Origin of the sequence: Megasphaera sp. MJR8396C (assembly GCF_001546855.1) — a bacterium.
Lineage (GTDB): Bacteria > Bacillota > Negativicutes > Veillonellales > Megasphaeraceae > Megasphaera.
Map to the genome: position 1 here is coordinate 1 of NZ_KQ958162.1, position 14,570 is coordinate 14,570.

The 14,570-nt window shown below is 51.1% G+C and carries 13 protein-coding genes and 1 rRNA gene; 12 read left to right on the plus strand and 2 right to left on the minus strand.

Annotated features, from left to right (window positions below):
* Positions 1-192 precede the first annotated feature (192 nt).
* A 5S ribosomal RNA gene (gene rrf / locus HMPREF3201_RS03880) occupies positions 193-308 on the plus strand.
* A 613-nt stretch (positions 309-921) separates the two neighbouring features.
* Here the strand turns inward: rrf and HMPREF3201_RS03885 are convergent.
* Together HMPREF3201_RS03885 and HMPREF3201_RS03890 are read right to left on the minus strand one after the other, a co-directional pair.
* On the minus strand, positions 922-2,388 hold the full coding sequence (locus HMPREF3201_RS03885) for a sensor histidine kinase (RefSeq protein WP_062411837.1): 1,467 nt from the start codon (positions 2,386-2,388) through the stop codon (positions 922-924).
* Positions 2,372-3,052: a response regulator transcription factor gene (locus HMPREF3201_RS03890; protein ID WP_062411838.1), complete on the minus strand. Its 681-nt coding sequence runs from the start codon at positions 3,050-3,052 to the stop codon at positions 2,372-2,374. Before HMPREF3201_RS03890 ends, HMPREF3201_RS03885 begins: the two co-directional genes overlap by 17 nt.
* A gap of 552 nt (positions 3,053-3,604) precedes the next feature.
* Between HMPREF3201_RS03890 and HMPREF3201_RS03895 the strand changes: the two genes are divergently transcribed.
* From HMPREF3201_RS03895 to serA, 11 genes are all read left to right on the plus strand, one after another.
* Positions 3,605-3,769: a DUF362 domain-containing protein gene (locus HMPREF3201_RS03895; RefSeq protein ID WP_014015850.1), complete on the plus strand. Its 165-nt coding sequence runs from the start codon at positions 3,605-3,607 to the stop codon at positions 3,767-3,769.
* 122 nt (positions 3,770-3,891) lie between these two features.
* The gene (gene lspA, locus HMPREF3201_RS03900; protein WP_062411839.1) at positions 3,892-4,329 is read left to right on the plus strand and encodes a signal peptidase II; all 438 of its coding nucleotides are present in this window, start codon (positions 3,892-3,894) and stop codon (positions 4,327-4,329) included.
* Between the two features lie 9 nt (positions 4,330-4,338).
* Positions 4,339-5,256 (plus strand): RluA family pseudouridine synthase, encoded by a 918-nt coding sequence (locus HMPREF3201_RS03905; RefSeq protein ID WP_062411840.1) that lies wholly within the window; start codon positions 4,339-4,341, stop codon positions 5,254-5,256.
* 4 nt (positions 5,257-5,260) lie between these two features.
* Positions 5,261-5,800, plus strand: a complete 540-nt coding sequence (pyrR, locus tag HMPREF3201_RS03910) for a bifunctional pyr operon transcriptional regulator/uracil phosphoribosyltransferase PyrR (protein WP_062411841.1) — start codon at positions 5,261-5,263, stop codon at positions 5,798-5,800.
* A gap of 111 nt (positions 5,801-5,911) precedes the next feature.
* Positions 5,912-6,901, plus strand: coding sequence for a dihydroxyacetone kinase subunit DhaK (gene dhaK, locus HMPREF3201_RS03915; RefSeq protein WP_062411842.1), 990 nt, complete (start codon positions 5,912-5,914; stop codon positions 6,899-6,901).
* Between the two features lie 5 nt (positions 6,902-6,906).
* Positions 6,907-7,536 (plus strand): dihydroxyacetone kinase subunit DhaL, encoded by a 630-nt coding sequence (dhaL, locus tag HMPREF3201_RS03920; RefSeq protein ID WP_172980571.1) that lies wholly within the window; start codon positions 6,907-6,909, stop codon positions 7,534-7,536.
* A gap of 19 nt (positions 7,537-7,555) precedes the next feature.
* Positions 7,556-7,933, plus strand: a complete 378-nt coding sequence (dhaM, locus tag HMPREF3201_RS03925) for a dihydroxyacetone kinase phosphoryl donor subunit DhaM (RefSeq protein WP_062411844.1) — start codon at positions 7,556-7,558, stop codon at positions 7,931-7,933.
* A gap of 9 nt (positions 7,934-7,942) precedes the next feature.
* Entirely contained in the window at positions 7,943-8,896 is a 954-nt protein-coding gene (locus HMPREF3201_RS03930; RefSeq protein ID WP_062411845.1) for an alpha/beta hydrolase, read from the plus strand.
* A gap of 142 nt (positions 8,897-9,038) precedes the next feature.
* The gene (locus HMPREF3201_RS03935; RefSeq protein WP_062411846.1) at positions 9,039-11,324 is read left to right on the plus strand and encodes an adenosylcobalamin-dependent ribonucleoside-diphosphate reductase; all 2,286 of its coding nucleotides are present in this window, start codon (positions 9,039-9,041) and stop codon (positions 11,322-11,324) included.
* Between the two features lie 533 nt (positions 11,325-11,857).
* The gene (gene serC / locus HMPREF3201_RS03940; protein ID WP_072272013.1) at positions 11,858-12,931 is read left to right on the plus strand and encodes a 3-phosphoserine/phosphohydroxythreonine transaminase; all 1,074 of its coding nucleotides are present in this window, start codon (positions 11,858-11,860) and stop codon (positions 12,929-12,931) included.
* Positions 12,932-12,970: 39 nt separating this feature from the next.
* Entirely contained in the window at positions 12,971-14,563 is a 1,593-nt protein-coding gene (gene serA / locus HMPREF3201_RS03945; RefSeq protein WP_062411847.1) for a phosphoglycerate dehydrogenase, read from the plus strand.
* Positions 14,564-14,570 lie beyond the last annotated feature (7 nt).

The window sequence follows — 14,570 nt, forward strand, 5'->3', positions numbered from 1 at the left end:
GCTTACTCCGAAGTGAAACTTCGGAGTGGGCGGGGGAGTCTCGTAGCAGATGTCTTAAAGACGGATGCCGAAGGCGACCGGACTGCCGCATTCAGCAGGATGTGACAGTACTTAAGGAAAGTATTCAGAATAACAGGAAGTTAAGATAAACATTTTTATGCAGTTGTCAGGATACGAATCCTGAAACATAAATTCAGTGGCGATAGCTGCGGGGATCCACTGTTCCCATGCCGAACACAGCAGTTAAGGCCGCAAACGCCGAAAGTACTTGGGGGGAGGCCCCCTGGGAGGATAGGAAGCCGCTGATTCATAGAGAGAAGCACTTCGATAATGAAGTGCTTCTTTTTTCATGCAATGAAATAGAGTAAAATATCTTATCTCTTTAACGACGGATGCGAAGCGACGAGACTGCCCCATTCGGGTTCATTGGGAATCTGCTGGATAAATTCGGAGTGGGTGGGGGAGTCTGGCAGCAGATGTTTTAAGACGGATGCCGAAGGCGACTAGACTGCCGCATTCAATTATATTGCTCTTCCACAATCGAAAGTCACTGCTTCGGAGTGGGAGTCTGGTATCAGATATCTTTGACGGATGCGCAGCGACAAGACTGTCGAATTCAGAACCATTGGTATTTCCCAGACAGGAAGCCATAGGCCACTAGTCAGACGTTACCGATACCCTTTGGCATCCTTTTGACGGATGTTAAAGGACCACTCAGGAGCCTTCATGAACTAGCCTCAACAGACCACTCAAGCCTTAAGACTCCAGACTCATTCCTTCACTCCATACCATCATCAAATCTTCATCTCATCATTTAAACCCGTTAAGCGTCTGAGAACATAAAAACTGCCACCAGCTATGATGCTGATGGCAGTTACGTTTTTCCTGATGAAATTCACTTATTTTTACACGATGTCTGTTTCAGGATAATTCGTCGTTGTCGACCGTTATTGTTTCGTTGCTTCCTTTTACGGGGAAGATGACTGAAACGGTGGTTCCTACATTTACGGTACTGGTAAGGGTGATTTCAGCCTTATTGGCCTTGGCGATATACTGGGCAATGGACAGGCCCAACCCCGATCCGCCTGTAGCCTTGGTCCGCGATGAATCGACGCGATAGAAGCGTTCAAATACGCGGTTTAAATCCTTTTCAGGGATACCGATACCGGTATCGGCAACGCGATAGATGACTCTTTTTTCATCCGCTGTGCAGGACAAGGTGATTTGCTTTCCTGCCGGTGTGTATTTTATGGCATTGTCGATAAAAATACGGAGCATCTGTTTGACACTCCCCGGTTCAGCGATGATGACGGCTTTCGCGTTATCCGTAATGCGAATGTCGTGTTCCTTATCGATGAGGGTGATTTCGCTGTACACGTCTTGCAGCAGTTGGGCCGTATCGATTTCCGTAAAGTGTTTGATCAGGGTCCCGTTATTGGAGCGGGCAAAGAAGAGCAGTCGTTCTGTAAGCTGTTTCATGTAGTCCGTCTCTGATTTTATGGCCGTAAGACCTTCGTTGAGGACGGCCGGGTCTTCTTTTCCCCAGCGGTCGAGGAGATCGGCATAACCGGCGATGACCGTAATCGGGGTCCGGAGTTCATGAGAAGCGTCGCTGATAAACTGCTGCTGCTTCTTATATCCATATTCGATTCGGTCCAGGGCCTGATTGATGGTCACGGCTAAGTCGTGGAGCTCGTTTTTATTGTTTGACAGGGCAATGCGGTTGTCGAGGCGATTGACTTCGATGGTCTTTACGGTGTCATTGATGACCTTTAATGGGGCCAGCGACTTTTTCATGAAGTACATGCCGGTGACGATGGTTAGGATTAGGCTGATGAGAATCGAGGCCAATAGCTGTTTGGACAGGAGGGAAATGAAGTTCGTTTCCTTATCCGGCCGCTGTGAAAAACGGAGGTAATAATTCATCCCCTGCTTATTCGTCCAAAGGCGGTAGTAGGAAAATTCTGAAGCTTCGTTTCCTTGCACCTTCGTCGGCAGGGGATTTTCCTCCGGTGTGCTGATGGCGTCGTCGATATAACGGTCGCTGAGCTTTCGAACGGCGTGCGTCGGCCCGTTGTCGATGATGAGGTGGCCGGCGCCGTCATAGATCTGTAAATTCATTTGTGGCGGTATATTGGCTTGAACGAAGATGGTCGTATCGACTTTTCCATACGTATCCAAATAGTGAACGGCGGCTGCTGCATTATCCATCAGTTGATCGCGCAAGGCGTTGTTCATAATATAATGAATGCTGGTAAGTGTCGTGACGGATACGGTCAGCAGGATGAAGAAGACGATAGCGGAGTAGAGCAGGACCATCTTGGCAAAAATCGGCAGCGGTGCGATAAGGACTTGCCGGATCAGCCAGTGATTAATCTTCTGCCACATAGCCGACTCCCCGAACCGTACGGATATAGTTGCGGTAGTCAGGACCGAGTTTGCCGCGAAGATAACGGATATAGACGTCGACGATGTTGGTATCCCCGGCAAAGCCGTAGCCCCACACTTCTTCCAGAATACGCGACCGTGACAGGACGATATTTTTATTCAGGATTAAATAGACCAGGAGTTCAAACTCTGTCTTCGAGAAGCGAATTTTTCGGGGACCGATGACGGCTTCATGGCGGTCAACGAATACCGTCATTTCGCGCAGATGGAGATATCGTTCCTGATTTTCGAGCTGACGGCGTTCTCTCAGGAGTGCCCGGATCCGGGCGAAGAGTTCCTTGCTGTTAAAGGGCTTGGTCAGGTAGTCGTTAGCTCCGCTGTCCAAGCTGTAGACTTTGGTTTCGATATCATCCCTTGCCGATAACATCATAATCGGAACATTCGATAATTCTCTCGTACGTTTACAGATGCTCAGCCCGTCGATATCGGGGAGCATGATGTCGAGGAGTATGAGATCGAAGCGTTCCTGGCAAATGCGGTCTAAGGCGGCGGCGCCATTGTATTCAATCCCGCAGTCATAGCCTTCGTGCTCCAGTTCCATTTGGATGAACCGGGCGATTGGTTTTTCATCTTCAACGATTAAAATGCTTGTGTTTCCAGGCATATAAAAACCTCCGATCAAAAGTAGTTTTACACCCCGTTTACTTATATACTTTCTATTATAACGTATATCCTCTCTCTTTTGTACCGTTGGCTTATGTCTTTTTTGTATCGCTCACCTGGACATTATCACAAAAAAGTCACAACAATTTAATCTATTTTTCATGTTTAGGCATTTACTTTTTCCGAGAACCTGTTATGATAGTAAGTGTAGAAGAGATCATCTACGAGATGTTGGAGATTTAAGTCTGTTCATTACACCCCTCGAACACCCCTATCTTATTTCTTCAACTGCTGAGATATTGTCTTCCCCCGATGATATCTTGCAATAAGAAAAAGCCGGCCCCCCTCGCCGGCTTTTTTCTATGGGTGCAATCATGGCGCTGAACTATGATTTTGAATAAATTTTGAGAAAAATATTTTGTGCTATGCCAAAAAGCTAGGAAATACCTATATCTTCACCCTTTCGGTATTCATTGACAACTTTTAGTATTCGTGCAATAATGAAACAGACGACGGGGGTTACCCCGAACATTGATGTTGGGAGGTGAAAAATATGCATGTTATTTCCGATGAATGCGTAAAATGCGGCGCTTGCGCTAGCACCTGTCCTACGGGCGCTATCGAAGAAGGCGAAACGAAATACGTTGTAACTGATTCCTGCATCGATTGCGGCGCTTGTGAATCCGCTTGTCCTACCGGCGCAATTTCCGCTGAATAATTGCCAGGGCAATTCAATAAGAAAAGAGACATGTATTGACATGTCTCTTTTTTTATTGAATTGTGTCCTTGTCATATGCTAAAATAAAGTGACTGTAAGTTACATAGTAGGAGGAATTTACCTTGTATGTATTAGGCATTGCCTTGGCCGTTGCCTTCGTTGACCAACTCACGAAGTTCGTTGTGCAGCAGGAAATGGCGCTCCATGAATCCATTCCGGTTATTCCGGGATTTTTTCATATTACCTATATTTTGAATAAAGGCGCTGCTTTTGGTATTTTAGAACATCAACAGTGGCTTTTTTTAATTATTGCCCTTATGTTATTCCTTTTATACGGTATTTTTCGGAAGAAAATGCCGAACACTCCTGTGGTTTGCGGCGCAGCCGGACTGCTGTTGGGAGGGGCTTTGGGCAATGCGATTGACCGGACCTTTGCCGGTGCGGTGACGGATTTTTTTGATTTTAGAATTTGGCCGGTCTTTAATGTCGCTGATATCGGCATCGTCGTCGGCGTGGCCTTATTGTTGTGGTATAGTTGGACACATCTGTCGGATAAATGAGGTTGAAACATGGAAAATAAAGTATTGGTTATTACAGAAGAAGAAAAGGGGAAACGGCTCGATGTCTACTTGGCAGCGGCCCTCGAGGTTTCGCGCAGCTATGCGCAGCAGCTCATCCAAGGGGAAGACGTCGTCGTCAATGATAAACAGGTAAAGGCTAACTATCGCTTGAGTGAAGGCGATGTCGTCCAGGTTCAGCTAGACGTGCAGGAAGAATATAACGTTGAGCCCGAAAATATTCCGCTCGATGTCGTTTATGAAGATAAGGATATCATCGTCGTCAATAAGGCGCGCGGGATGGTCGTTCATCCGGCAGCCGGAAACTATGACGGGACCTTGGTCAATGCCTTGCTCTACCACTGTCAGGGGGAACTGTCCGGCATCAATGGCGTCATCCGCCCGGGCATCGTTCATCGATTGGATAAAGATACGTCGGGAGTCATGGTCGCCGCTAAGACCGACGAAGCCCATAAAGGCCTTGCCGAACAGATAAAGGCCCATTCGGCGCACCGAACCTACTGGGCCTTGGTCCATGGCAATATTTCCGAAGAAAAAGGCGTCATCGATGCCCCTATCGGCCGGCATCCGAAGGACCGCATACGGATGGCTGTGACCTTCAAAGGCGGCCGAGATGCCGTTACCCATTTCCGAGTCCTCAAACGGTACGGCGACTATACCTGGGTAGAATGCAAACTGGAAACGGGGCGTACCCATCAAATTCGTGTCCACATGGCTTATATCCATCATCCTGTCGTAAACGATCCTTTATATGGTTATAAGAAAGATGATTTTCCCATTGACGGGCAGGCACTTCATTCGCATTCGCTCGATTTAGTTCATCCCGTCACTAATGAGTTGATGCACTTTGAAGCGCCGGCACCGGCAGATTTTCTCGAATGCCTGAAGCGGGCCGAACAGAGGGAGTGACAGTATGTGGAAAGAAAAGACACTGCTCATGGACGAAAAAGCGATGGGGCGGGCCATTCGCCGCATTGCTCATGAAATCATTGAACATAATAAGGGCCTGGACAGCACCATCCTGGTCGGCATCCACACCCGCGGTGTGCCCTTAGCCAAAAGGCTGGGACAAGAATTGGAGGCCATCGAAGGGCGAAAGGTCCCGGTCTACGATCTGGATATTTCGGCGTACCGTGACGATGGCCGCAAAAGTCCCATTGCCATTACCGATGCCGGTAAGTTCGATGCCGATGGCAAGACGGTCGTTCTCGTCGACGACGTCCTGTTTACCGGACGGACGGTCCGGTCGGCCCTGAACGCCATCATGGAATTGGGGCGGCCGCAGTTCATCGAACTGGCCGTCCTCGTCGACAGAGGCCATCGGGAACTTCCGATTCGGGCCGATTACGTCGGCAAAAATGTACCGACGTCACGAAAGGAAGACGTTGCCGTTCAGCTGAAAGAAACGGACCGACAGGACCGTGTTCTGCTGCGGGAATTGACGGAGAAGTGAACAAGAGGCTGCCGCCCTGCGGCAGTCTTTTTTTATTGATTTCCCCTTTATTTATGCTATACTTAAGAAAAAACATACGTTTTGCTCTATATTCAGAAAGAAGGGGTTGTGATGAAAAAGATTTTAAATGATGTCGATCGCGTCGAAGAGGAAATGATTCAAGGCTTGGTCAAATCGGCACCAAAGATGCTGCGCAAACTCGATTACGGCACGATTGTCGTCAGAGCCGATAAAAAGGAAGGCAAAGTCGCCTTGGTCAGCGGCGGCGGAAGCGGCCATGAACCGGCTCATGCCGGCTATGTCGGCACGGGGATGCTCGATGGTGCCGTCGCCGGGACGGTATTCACGTCGCCGACACCGGACCAGGTTTTAGAAGGCATTAAAGCCGTGGCTACCGATCAGGGCGTCCTTTGTGTCGTCAAAAACTATACCGGCGATATCATGAACTTTGAAATGGCCGTTGAAATGGCGGCCGATGAAGATATCAAGGCAGATTATGTCGTCGTCAATGATGACGTCGCCGTTCGTGACAGTCTGTATACCACGGGGCGCCGCGGTGTAGCCGGTACGATTTTCGTCCATAAAATTGCCGGTGCCAAGGCTGAACAGGGCGCATCGCTGGCGGACGTAAAAAGCGTTGCCGAAAAGGTCGTTGCCAATGTCCGTTCCATGGGGATGGCCATTGAACCCTGCACCGTTCCGGCCGCAGGGAAACCGGGCTTTGAATTGGCCGAAGACGAAATGGAAATCGGGATCGGCATCCATGGCGAACCGGGGACTCACCGGGAAAAGCTGCGTTCGGCTAATGACATCGCCAAGATGCTCCTCGATGCGATTTTGGCCGACCTCGACTATAAAGGACACGATGTCGTCGTCCTGGTCAATGGCATGGGCGGCACACCGCTGATGGAACTGTATATCGTCAACAATTTTGTACAGGACTACCTTAAAGAGCAGGGAGTCCATGTCTATGATACGATGGTAGGCAATTACATGACTTCCATCGAAATGGCAGGTTTTTCTTTGACGCTCCTGCGCCTGGACGATGAAATGAAAGCCCTCTATGACGCACCGGCAGATACCTTAGCTTGGAAAAAATAAAGGGGATGAGTTCATTGGATACGAAGCAGATGGCAGCCATCATTGAAGGAATGGCTAAAAAAATTGAAGCAGAAAAAGACTATTTGACCCAGCTCGACAATGAAATCGGCGATGGCGATCATGGCATCAATATGGCACGAGGTTTTGCGGCGGTAGAAAAGAAACTGCCCGCTTTACGTGACGGCGACATCGGTGCCCTCCTTAAAGGCGTGGGCATGCAGCTCGTTTCCACGGTAGGCGGCGCCTCGGGGCCGCTCTATGGGACGGCTTTCATGAAAGCCGGCATGGCCTGCAAAGGCTTGACGGAAATGGATGGCCCGGCCTTTGTCAAAGCGATGGAAGCCGCTGTGGACGGCATCAAGATGCGCGGCAAGGCGATAGAAGGCGAAAAAACGATGCTCGACGCCCTGTGCCCGGCCTTAAAAGCCATGCAGGAAGCGGTCGCTGCCGGTAAATCGTTGAAAGAAGCCCTGACCGATGCCGCGGCAGCTGCTGAAAAAGGGGTAGAATATACGAAGACCATCATCGCTACGAAGGGACGAGCCAGTTATTTAGGTGAACGCAGCGTGGGCCATCAAGACCCGGGAGCGACATCGGCGCTCTATTTGCTGCAGGTCCTGGCGGAAATGGCATAACACATAGGAGTTGAAAAAAATGGTAGGAGTCGTATTGGTTTCACATAGTCAGAAAGCGGCCGAAGGGGCGGCTGAACTAGCCCTGATGATGGCACCGGATGCGCCGGTTAAGGCGGCCGGAGGTCTTGAAGACGGCAGCTTGGGCACGAGTTTTGAAAAAATCAGCGCTGCTGTCGAAGCGGCGGATCAAGGTGATGGCGTCGCTTTGATCATGGACATGGGCAGTGCCGTCATGACGGCTGAAATGGTTGCCGAAAGCATGGACGATCGAAAGATCAGCCTCTTGGATTGCCCCTTTATTGAAGGCGCGGTCATTGTCGCCATTGAAGCGGCCGGTGGGACGCCCCTTGCGGCCATGCAGGAAAAAGTTGAATCCAGCCGGGATAGAAAGTTGTAAACCCTCACGATGAAACGCTTTTTTAAACGACTTTTCGGCTTCCTTATTTGTCTGGCCGTCATCGTGACCGGTGTCGGCATGTATATCGGAAACCGGGCCTACGAAGAATTTTACGATGCACCGTGGGATCAGATTCTCGGGATTGAAAATCACAGCCGCGACGTCTCGACGATTCGGCAGTGGGAACGGGATCGGGATTGGGAACCGGTCCGGGTCAATGCGCCGGACGGAAAAATCCTGCGCGGGACCTATATTGAAAATCGCCGCGACTCACACAAGACGGTGATCCTCATCCATGGTTTGTACCAAAATAGAACGATGTGTCTGCCCTACATGGACGACTATCGCCGCCTGGGCTATAATATTTTACTCATCGATTTGCGGGGCCATGGTGAAAGTGAAGGCGACCACACGGAATGGGGAATAAGCGAAGTCGATGACTTACTGATGTGGTGTCAGTGGCTGAAAAACCGCGACCCGCAGATGACCATCGGCCTGCACGGCATTTCCCTCGGGGCGTCGATGGCCTTATTATACGCCGGCAGTGAATACGGGCAGGATTTATCCTTCGTCGTCGCCGACAGTGCCTATGGCAACATCATTTCCCTCGGTCGGGAAAAATTATGGCAGGCCGTTGGCGATAAACGGGCTATTTGGGGCTATGACCTCCTCGATCCATTCTTCCAGGCGGCCATGTTCTACCATACCCATAAAATGGTGTCGGCGCTGGAACCGGCACAGGCTGTAAAGCGGATGAAAGTACCCGTACTCTTTCTCCATGGCAGTGAGGATGAACTGGTCCCGGTCAAGACGGCCCGGAGTTTGTATGACAACTGCACGAGTCCTAAAAAAGAAATTCATATTTTTGAAGGATCCCCTCATGCCGTCGGCATTGAGACCAACCGAAGTGAATACATGCGGGTGCTGAGCCAATTCTTAGAGGAGGATGCCGATTCGGTCTAAAAAAAGTCTGAACCTATGCATTTCCGATACTTGACTATTTCCCTATACCCGACTATTATTAGTATAGTACAAAACCGCCATCTACTAGATATGGTAGATGGCGGTTGTATGTCTAGGCTATATTATTAGAGGAGGAAATGGCATGAACGAACAGGAATGGCTCGGCAGTGACAATCAGCTGGGGCTCGATATTTGGAAGAATAAATACTGTAATGACGGTGAAACTTTTGATCATTGGCTTGAACGAATCAGCGGCGGCGACCGCGAAGTGGCTGATTTGATCAAGAAAAAAAAGTTTCTCTTTGGCGGTCGTATCTTAGCGAACCGTGGTCTGGAATGTGAAGGGAAAAAAATTACCCTGTCCAATTGCTACGTCATGACCCCGCCGGAAGACAGTATCGAAAGCATTTTCGACCGGGCCGGAAAACTGGCACGTACCTATAGCTACGGCGGTGGCTGCGGTATCGACATCTCCCAGCTCAGTCCGAAAGGTGCTCGCATCAACAACGCGGCCAAAGAAACGAGCGGTTCCATTTCCTTTATGACCCTCTATTCACTGGTTACGGAACTGATCGGCCAGAACGGCCGTCGCGGCGCACTGATGATCTCCATCGACTGTGCTCACCCCGATGTGCTGGATTTCATTAAGCTTAAGACCGACCTCGATAAAGTTACTAAGGCCAATATTTCCATTCGCCTGAGCGATGAATTCATGGAAGCCGTCAAGGAACACAAGCAGTTCCGCCTGCACTTTACCCGCAAAGAAACGGGGCAGGTCATCGAAAGCATGGTCAATGCCGCTGATGTATTTCGCCTGGTGGCTGAAACGAACTGGGATTATGCCGAACCGGGAGCTCTCTTTTGGGACCGCATCAAGTCGTGGAACCTCTTGGCCAACACCGATGAATTTTCCTTTGCCGGCGTCAATCCCTGTGCAGAAGAACCTTTGCCGGCCGGCGGTTCGTGCCTCCTCGGCAGCGTCAACCTGGCAAACTTCGTAACCTCTCCCTTTACGCCCAATGCCTCTTTTGACTTCGATGAATTCAAGCGCTGCGTCGTCATTGCCGTCCGTGCTTTAAATGACGTCCTGGAAGAAGGACTTCCTCTCCATCCCTTGGAAGAACAGCGGGAAAGCGTCTCGTCATGGCGCCAGATCGGCCTTGGCATCATGGGCCTTGGCGACATGCTCATTCAGATGGGGCTGACCTATGGCAGTAAGGATGCCGTCGACTTCTGTCACGATATCGGCTTTGCCATGGCCGACACGGCGATTGCTGCTTCGGCAGACCTGGCACGCGAACGCGGTGCCTTTGAAAAATGCCATATCGATGAAATCATGAGCACGCCTTACTTTAAAGCCAATACGACGGACGCAACGGCTGAAAAGGTAAAGGAATACGGCCTGCGCAATTCGCAGCTGCTCACTATTGCTCCGACGGGGACCTTGTCGACGATGCTCGGTATTTCCGGCGGCATTGAACCGATTTACGCCAACTTCTACGAAAGAAAGACCGAATCCCTTCACGGGACAGACGTGTACTATAAAGTCTATACGCCAATCGTAGAACGGTATATGAAGGCCCATCACCTGAAAGATGACGGTGAACTGCCGGATTACTTCGTTACGGCTCTGACTCTCGACTATCGGCAGCGCGTCTCCATGCAGGCAGCCTGGCAGCGGCACATCGACGCATCGATCAGCTCGACCGTCAATGTACCCAACAGCTTCACCGTCGAAGATACGGAAAATCTCTACCTCTTGGCCTATGAAAACGGCTGCAAGGGCCTGACCTTATTCCGTGACGGCTGCAAACGGGCCGGCATCCTGACGACCCATGAAGAAGAACAAAAGGTACCGACGGCAGGGGTTGGACTGGAACGTGGTGAAATCGTCAGCATCGACGACAACGTCATCGGCAAGAAGCGCAAGCTCATCACGGGCTGCGGCAGCCTGCACTGCATGGCCTTCTTTGACCCCCAGACCGGGGCTCTTCTGGAAACGTATTTGAGTAAAGGCTCTACGGGCGGCTGCAACAACTTCATGATCGGCCTGTCGCGTATGATTTCCATCAGTGCCCGGGCCGGCATCGATATTTATACCATCGTTGACCAGCTCAATTCGACGGGGAACTGCCCGTCCTATTCGGTACGCCGGGTAACACGCGGCGATACCAGCCGCGGTTCGTGCTGCCCCATGGCCGTCGGCAATGCCCTCCTCGATATGTTTGACGAAGTGCAGCAGGAACTGCAGCAGTCGGCATCCGTTGCCAGTGGTCACACGCCGCCGGTCAAAAAGGCGCCGGTTCGTCCGAGAGCGGAAAAGAAAGTCACGGCTGAAAGCATCCTCTGCCCGCAGTGCGGTGAACCCCTGACCTTCGAAGGGGGCTGCAATACCTGCAAAAACTGTGGCTGGAGCAAATGTAGTTAAGTGAGCGTGGGGCGGCTCATCGACCCTTTCCCATCCCTTACAGGCTCTGCCGCCTTCTGCTGCGTTGTCGTCAGTCGACATAGCGCCGCTATGCCTCCTTCCTCCGCCTTGCATATGACGGCATATCCTGAAATGGATTGTGGGAAAAATCGATGAGTCGCCTCACTTCGTGATTCTGTTTCACTGCAGTTGTAAGTCTCGTAAAGTGTTTTTTACTAAAACCAGTATTGACAGACTGAGGCTTTATGTTTATAATATACATAATTTTACAGAAAGCGATGAAAGAGAAGCAAGTTACGGGTCTTTTCAGAGAGCTGCCGGTCGGTGCGAGGCAGTAAGGCTGTGAGGCGTTCCGCTCTGGAGCTGCAAATGATGAATTTGACGGGTACGCCCGATACAGCGGTACAAGTTGGCCGAAAGGCAAGTTGGGTGGCAACGCGGGAATACAACTCTCGTCCCTTTGATGGGACGGGAGTTTTTTTTATAGCTGAAGACTATCCCTGCGGTCTTCGCTGCATAAGAGGGGGAGAAACATGAAAAGAGTGTACAATTTCAATGCCGGTCCATCGGCAATGCCCTTGGAAGTACTGAAAGAAGTGCAAGACGAATTTCTCGATTTCAATGGAACCGGAATGAGTATCGTTGAAATCAGTCATCGCAGTGCCGCCTATCAAGCCATGCAGGACGACACCGTGGCTATGCTGAAGAAGCTCCTGGCCGTTCCCGACGACTATCATATCGTCTTTATCCAGGGCGGCGGCAGTATGCAGTTTACCATGCATGCGGCAAACTTCCTGAAGACGCGCGGCGGGTATCTGAATACCGGTGTCTGGTCGAACAAGGCCATGGAAGCCGCTTCTTTCTTTGGCGAAACCTATGAGGTCGCCTCGAGTAAGGCCGACGGTTTTTCGTATATTCCAAAAGCCGATACCTTTGCCGTAAAAGAAGGTACGGACTACGTCTATATGACGTCGAACAACACGATTCACGGGACGGAATGGAAAACCTTTCCTTCCTTCGACGTGCCGCTGTTTTGCGATATGTCCAGTGATTTCCTCAGCCGGCCTGTCGATGTCAAGCAGTTCGATTTCATCTATGCCGGCGTTCAGAAAAATGTCGGCCCGGCCGGTGTCGTCGTAGCCATCATCAAAGATGATCTCTTGAAAAACGTTTGCCGTGATCTGCCGGTCATGATGCAGTATAAGACCTACGTCGACCATGATTCGACGTACAATACGCCGCCGGTATTCAATATTTACTTCGTCAATAAAGTGTCTCACTGGCTTGACCGCAATGGCGGCCTTGCGGCGATGGCCAAGTGTAATCAGGAAAAAGCAGCCATCGTCTATGACGCCATCGACAGCAGCGACGGCTTTTACCGCGGCCATGCGGCTGTGGATTCGCGCAGCTTGATGAACGTCACCTTCAATCTGCCGACACCGGACCTTGAAGCGCAGTTCATCGCGGCTGCGGCCGAACAGGACCTCATCGGTATCAAAGGACACCGCTCTATCGGCGGCTGCCGGGCTTCGATTTACAACGCCGTTACCGAAGAAGGGTGCCGGGCCCTGGCGGATTTCATGAAAGATTTCCATAAAAAGCATTAAATATGTATATATAGAATCATGGTATAGGGGGATATGAAAATGAAAATTTTAGTCAGCGATGACGTATCGATGAAGGGCGTGGAGCTCCTTCGTGAAAATGGTTACGAAGTCGACGTCAAGAAAAATCTCGATGAAGAGGGTCTCATCGCCTGCATTGGTGAATACGACGGTCTCATTACTCGTTCGATGACCCACGTTACGGAAAAGGTCATCGCCGCAGCAACCAAATTAAAAGTTGTCGGCCGCGCCGGCGTCGGTGTCGACAGCATCGATTTGAAGAGCGCTACGGCTCGGGGCATTGTCGTCGTCAATACGCCGACGTCGAATACCCTGGCCGCGACGGAACACACCTGCGCTATGATCATGGCCATTACCCGCCACATTCCGCAGGCCCACAATTCCCTGATGGCCGGCAACTGGGACCGCAAGACCTTTACGGGCATCCAGCTCCAGAATAAGACCCTCGGCATCATTGGCGTCGGCCGTATCGGTTCGCGCATTGCCAAACGGATGCAGGCCATGGAAATGAAGACCATCGGGTATGACCCGTACATTCCGGAAGAACGGTTTAAACAGCTCGGTGTCGAACCCGTCGATTTGGATACCCTCCTCGAACGGTCGGACTACATTACGATGCATACGCCGCTGACCAAGGAAACGACGGGCCTCATCGGCAAGGATGAAATCGCTAAGATGAAAGACGGCGTGCGGGTCATCAACGTCTCCCGCGGTGCCGTCCTCGACATCAACGCCCTGGCCGATGCCTTAAAGAGCGGCCACGTCGCCGGCGCCGCCATCGACGTCTTCCCGACGGAACCGCTGACGACGGATATCAATCCTTTCGTCGGTATGGACAATGTCGTCATCACGCCGCACCTCGGCGCTTCGACGGTTGAAGCCCAAATCGGTGTTTCCGTCGACGTTGCCGAAGGCGTCATGGAAGCCTTGAAGGGCGAACCTGTTGCCACAGCCGTCAACATGGCTCCCGTGCCGCCTCACGTCTATAACGTCATCCATCCTTATTTCGATCTCATGGAACGGATGGGGAACCTCGGCGTTTACCTCGCCGATGCGCCGATGAAGGAAATCGAAGTCGAATATACGGGCGAACTGGCCGATACGGAAACGCGCCTCTTGACGACGGCCGTTCTCAAAGGGGCCTTGAATCCCATCCTTCAGGAATCGGTCAACTACGTCAATGCTTCTGAAGTGGCCAAGAGCCGGCACATTGCTGTCAAAGAAATCAACAGCCAGTCCAATAACTACTTCGTAAACTCGGTTACTGTCCGCGTCCGGACCAATAAGGGCGAACACGCCATCGTCGGCGTCTTGTTTAATGGGACGGAAGCTAAAATCGTCCAGATCGATGAATACCGCGTCGACTTTAAGCCTGAAGGCTACTTGCTCCTCGTACCGCACGTCGACCAGCCGAATATGATTGGTCAGATTTCGACCATCCTCGGCCAGGCTCATATCAACATCATGGGCATGCAGGTCGGCCGTATGACGACGACGGGCAACAACATCATGGCCATTGCCGTCCAGGACGATATTCCCAACGACATCATGGTTAAACTCCGTTCGATCAACGGCATTCTCGACATCAAGCTCATTCACTGTGACACACACTAAAAGGGGA

Bases quoted from the DNA above. Each gene is read 5' to 3' on its own strand.
- serC (WP_072272013.1), top strand. From the start codon at position 11,858: ATGAAAAGAGTGTACAATTTCAATGCCGGTCCATCGGCAATGCCCTTG.
- HMPREF3201_RS03930 (WP_062411845.1), top strand. From the start codon at position 7,943: ATGAAACGCTTTTTTAAACGACTTTTCGGCTTCCTTATTTGTCTGGCC.
- pyrR (WP_062411841.1), top strand. From the start codon at position 5,261: ATGTGGAAAGAAAAGACACTGCTCATGGACGAAAAAGCGATGGGGCGG.
- serA (WP_062411847.1), top strand. From the start codon at position 12,971: ATGAAAATTTTAGTCAGCGATGACGTATCGATGAAGGGCGTGGAGCTC.
- dhaM (WP_062411844.1), top strand. From the start codon at position 7,556: ATGGTAGGAGTCGTATTGGTTTCACATAGTCAGAAAGCGGCCGAAGGG.
- dhaL (WP_172980571.1), top strand. From the start codon at position 6,907: ATGAGTTCATTGGATACGAAGCAGATGGCAGCCATCATTGAAGGAATG.
- HMPREF3201_RS03885 (WP_062411837.1), bottom strand. From the start codon at position 2,388: ATGTGGCAGAAGATTAATCACTGGCTGATCCGGCAAGTCCTTATCGCA.
- HMPREF3201_RS03935 (WP_062411846.1), top strand. From the start codon at position 9,039: ATGAACGAACAGGAATGGCTCGGCAGTGACAATCAGCTGGGGCTCGAT.
- HMPREF3201_RS03890 (WP_062411838.1), bottom strand. From the start codon at position 3,052: ATGCCTGGAAACACAAGCATTTTAATCGTTGAAGATGAAAAACCAATC.
- HMPREF3201_RS03895 (WP_014015850.1), top strand. From the start codon at position 3,605: ATGCATGTTATTTCCGATGAATGCGTAAAATGCGGCGCTTGCGCTAGC.
- HMPREF3201_RS03905 (WP_062411840.1), top strand. From the start codon at position 4,339: ATGGAAAATAAAGTATTGGTTATTACAGAAGAAGAAAAGGGGAAACGG.
- dhaK (WP_062411842.1), top strand. From the start codon at position 5,912: ATGAAAAAGATTTTAAATGATGTCGATCGCGTCGAAGAGGAAATGATT.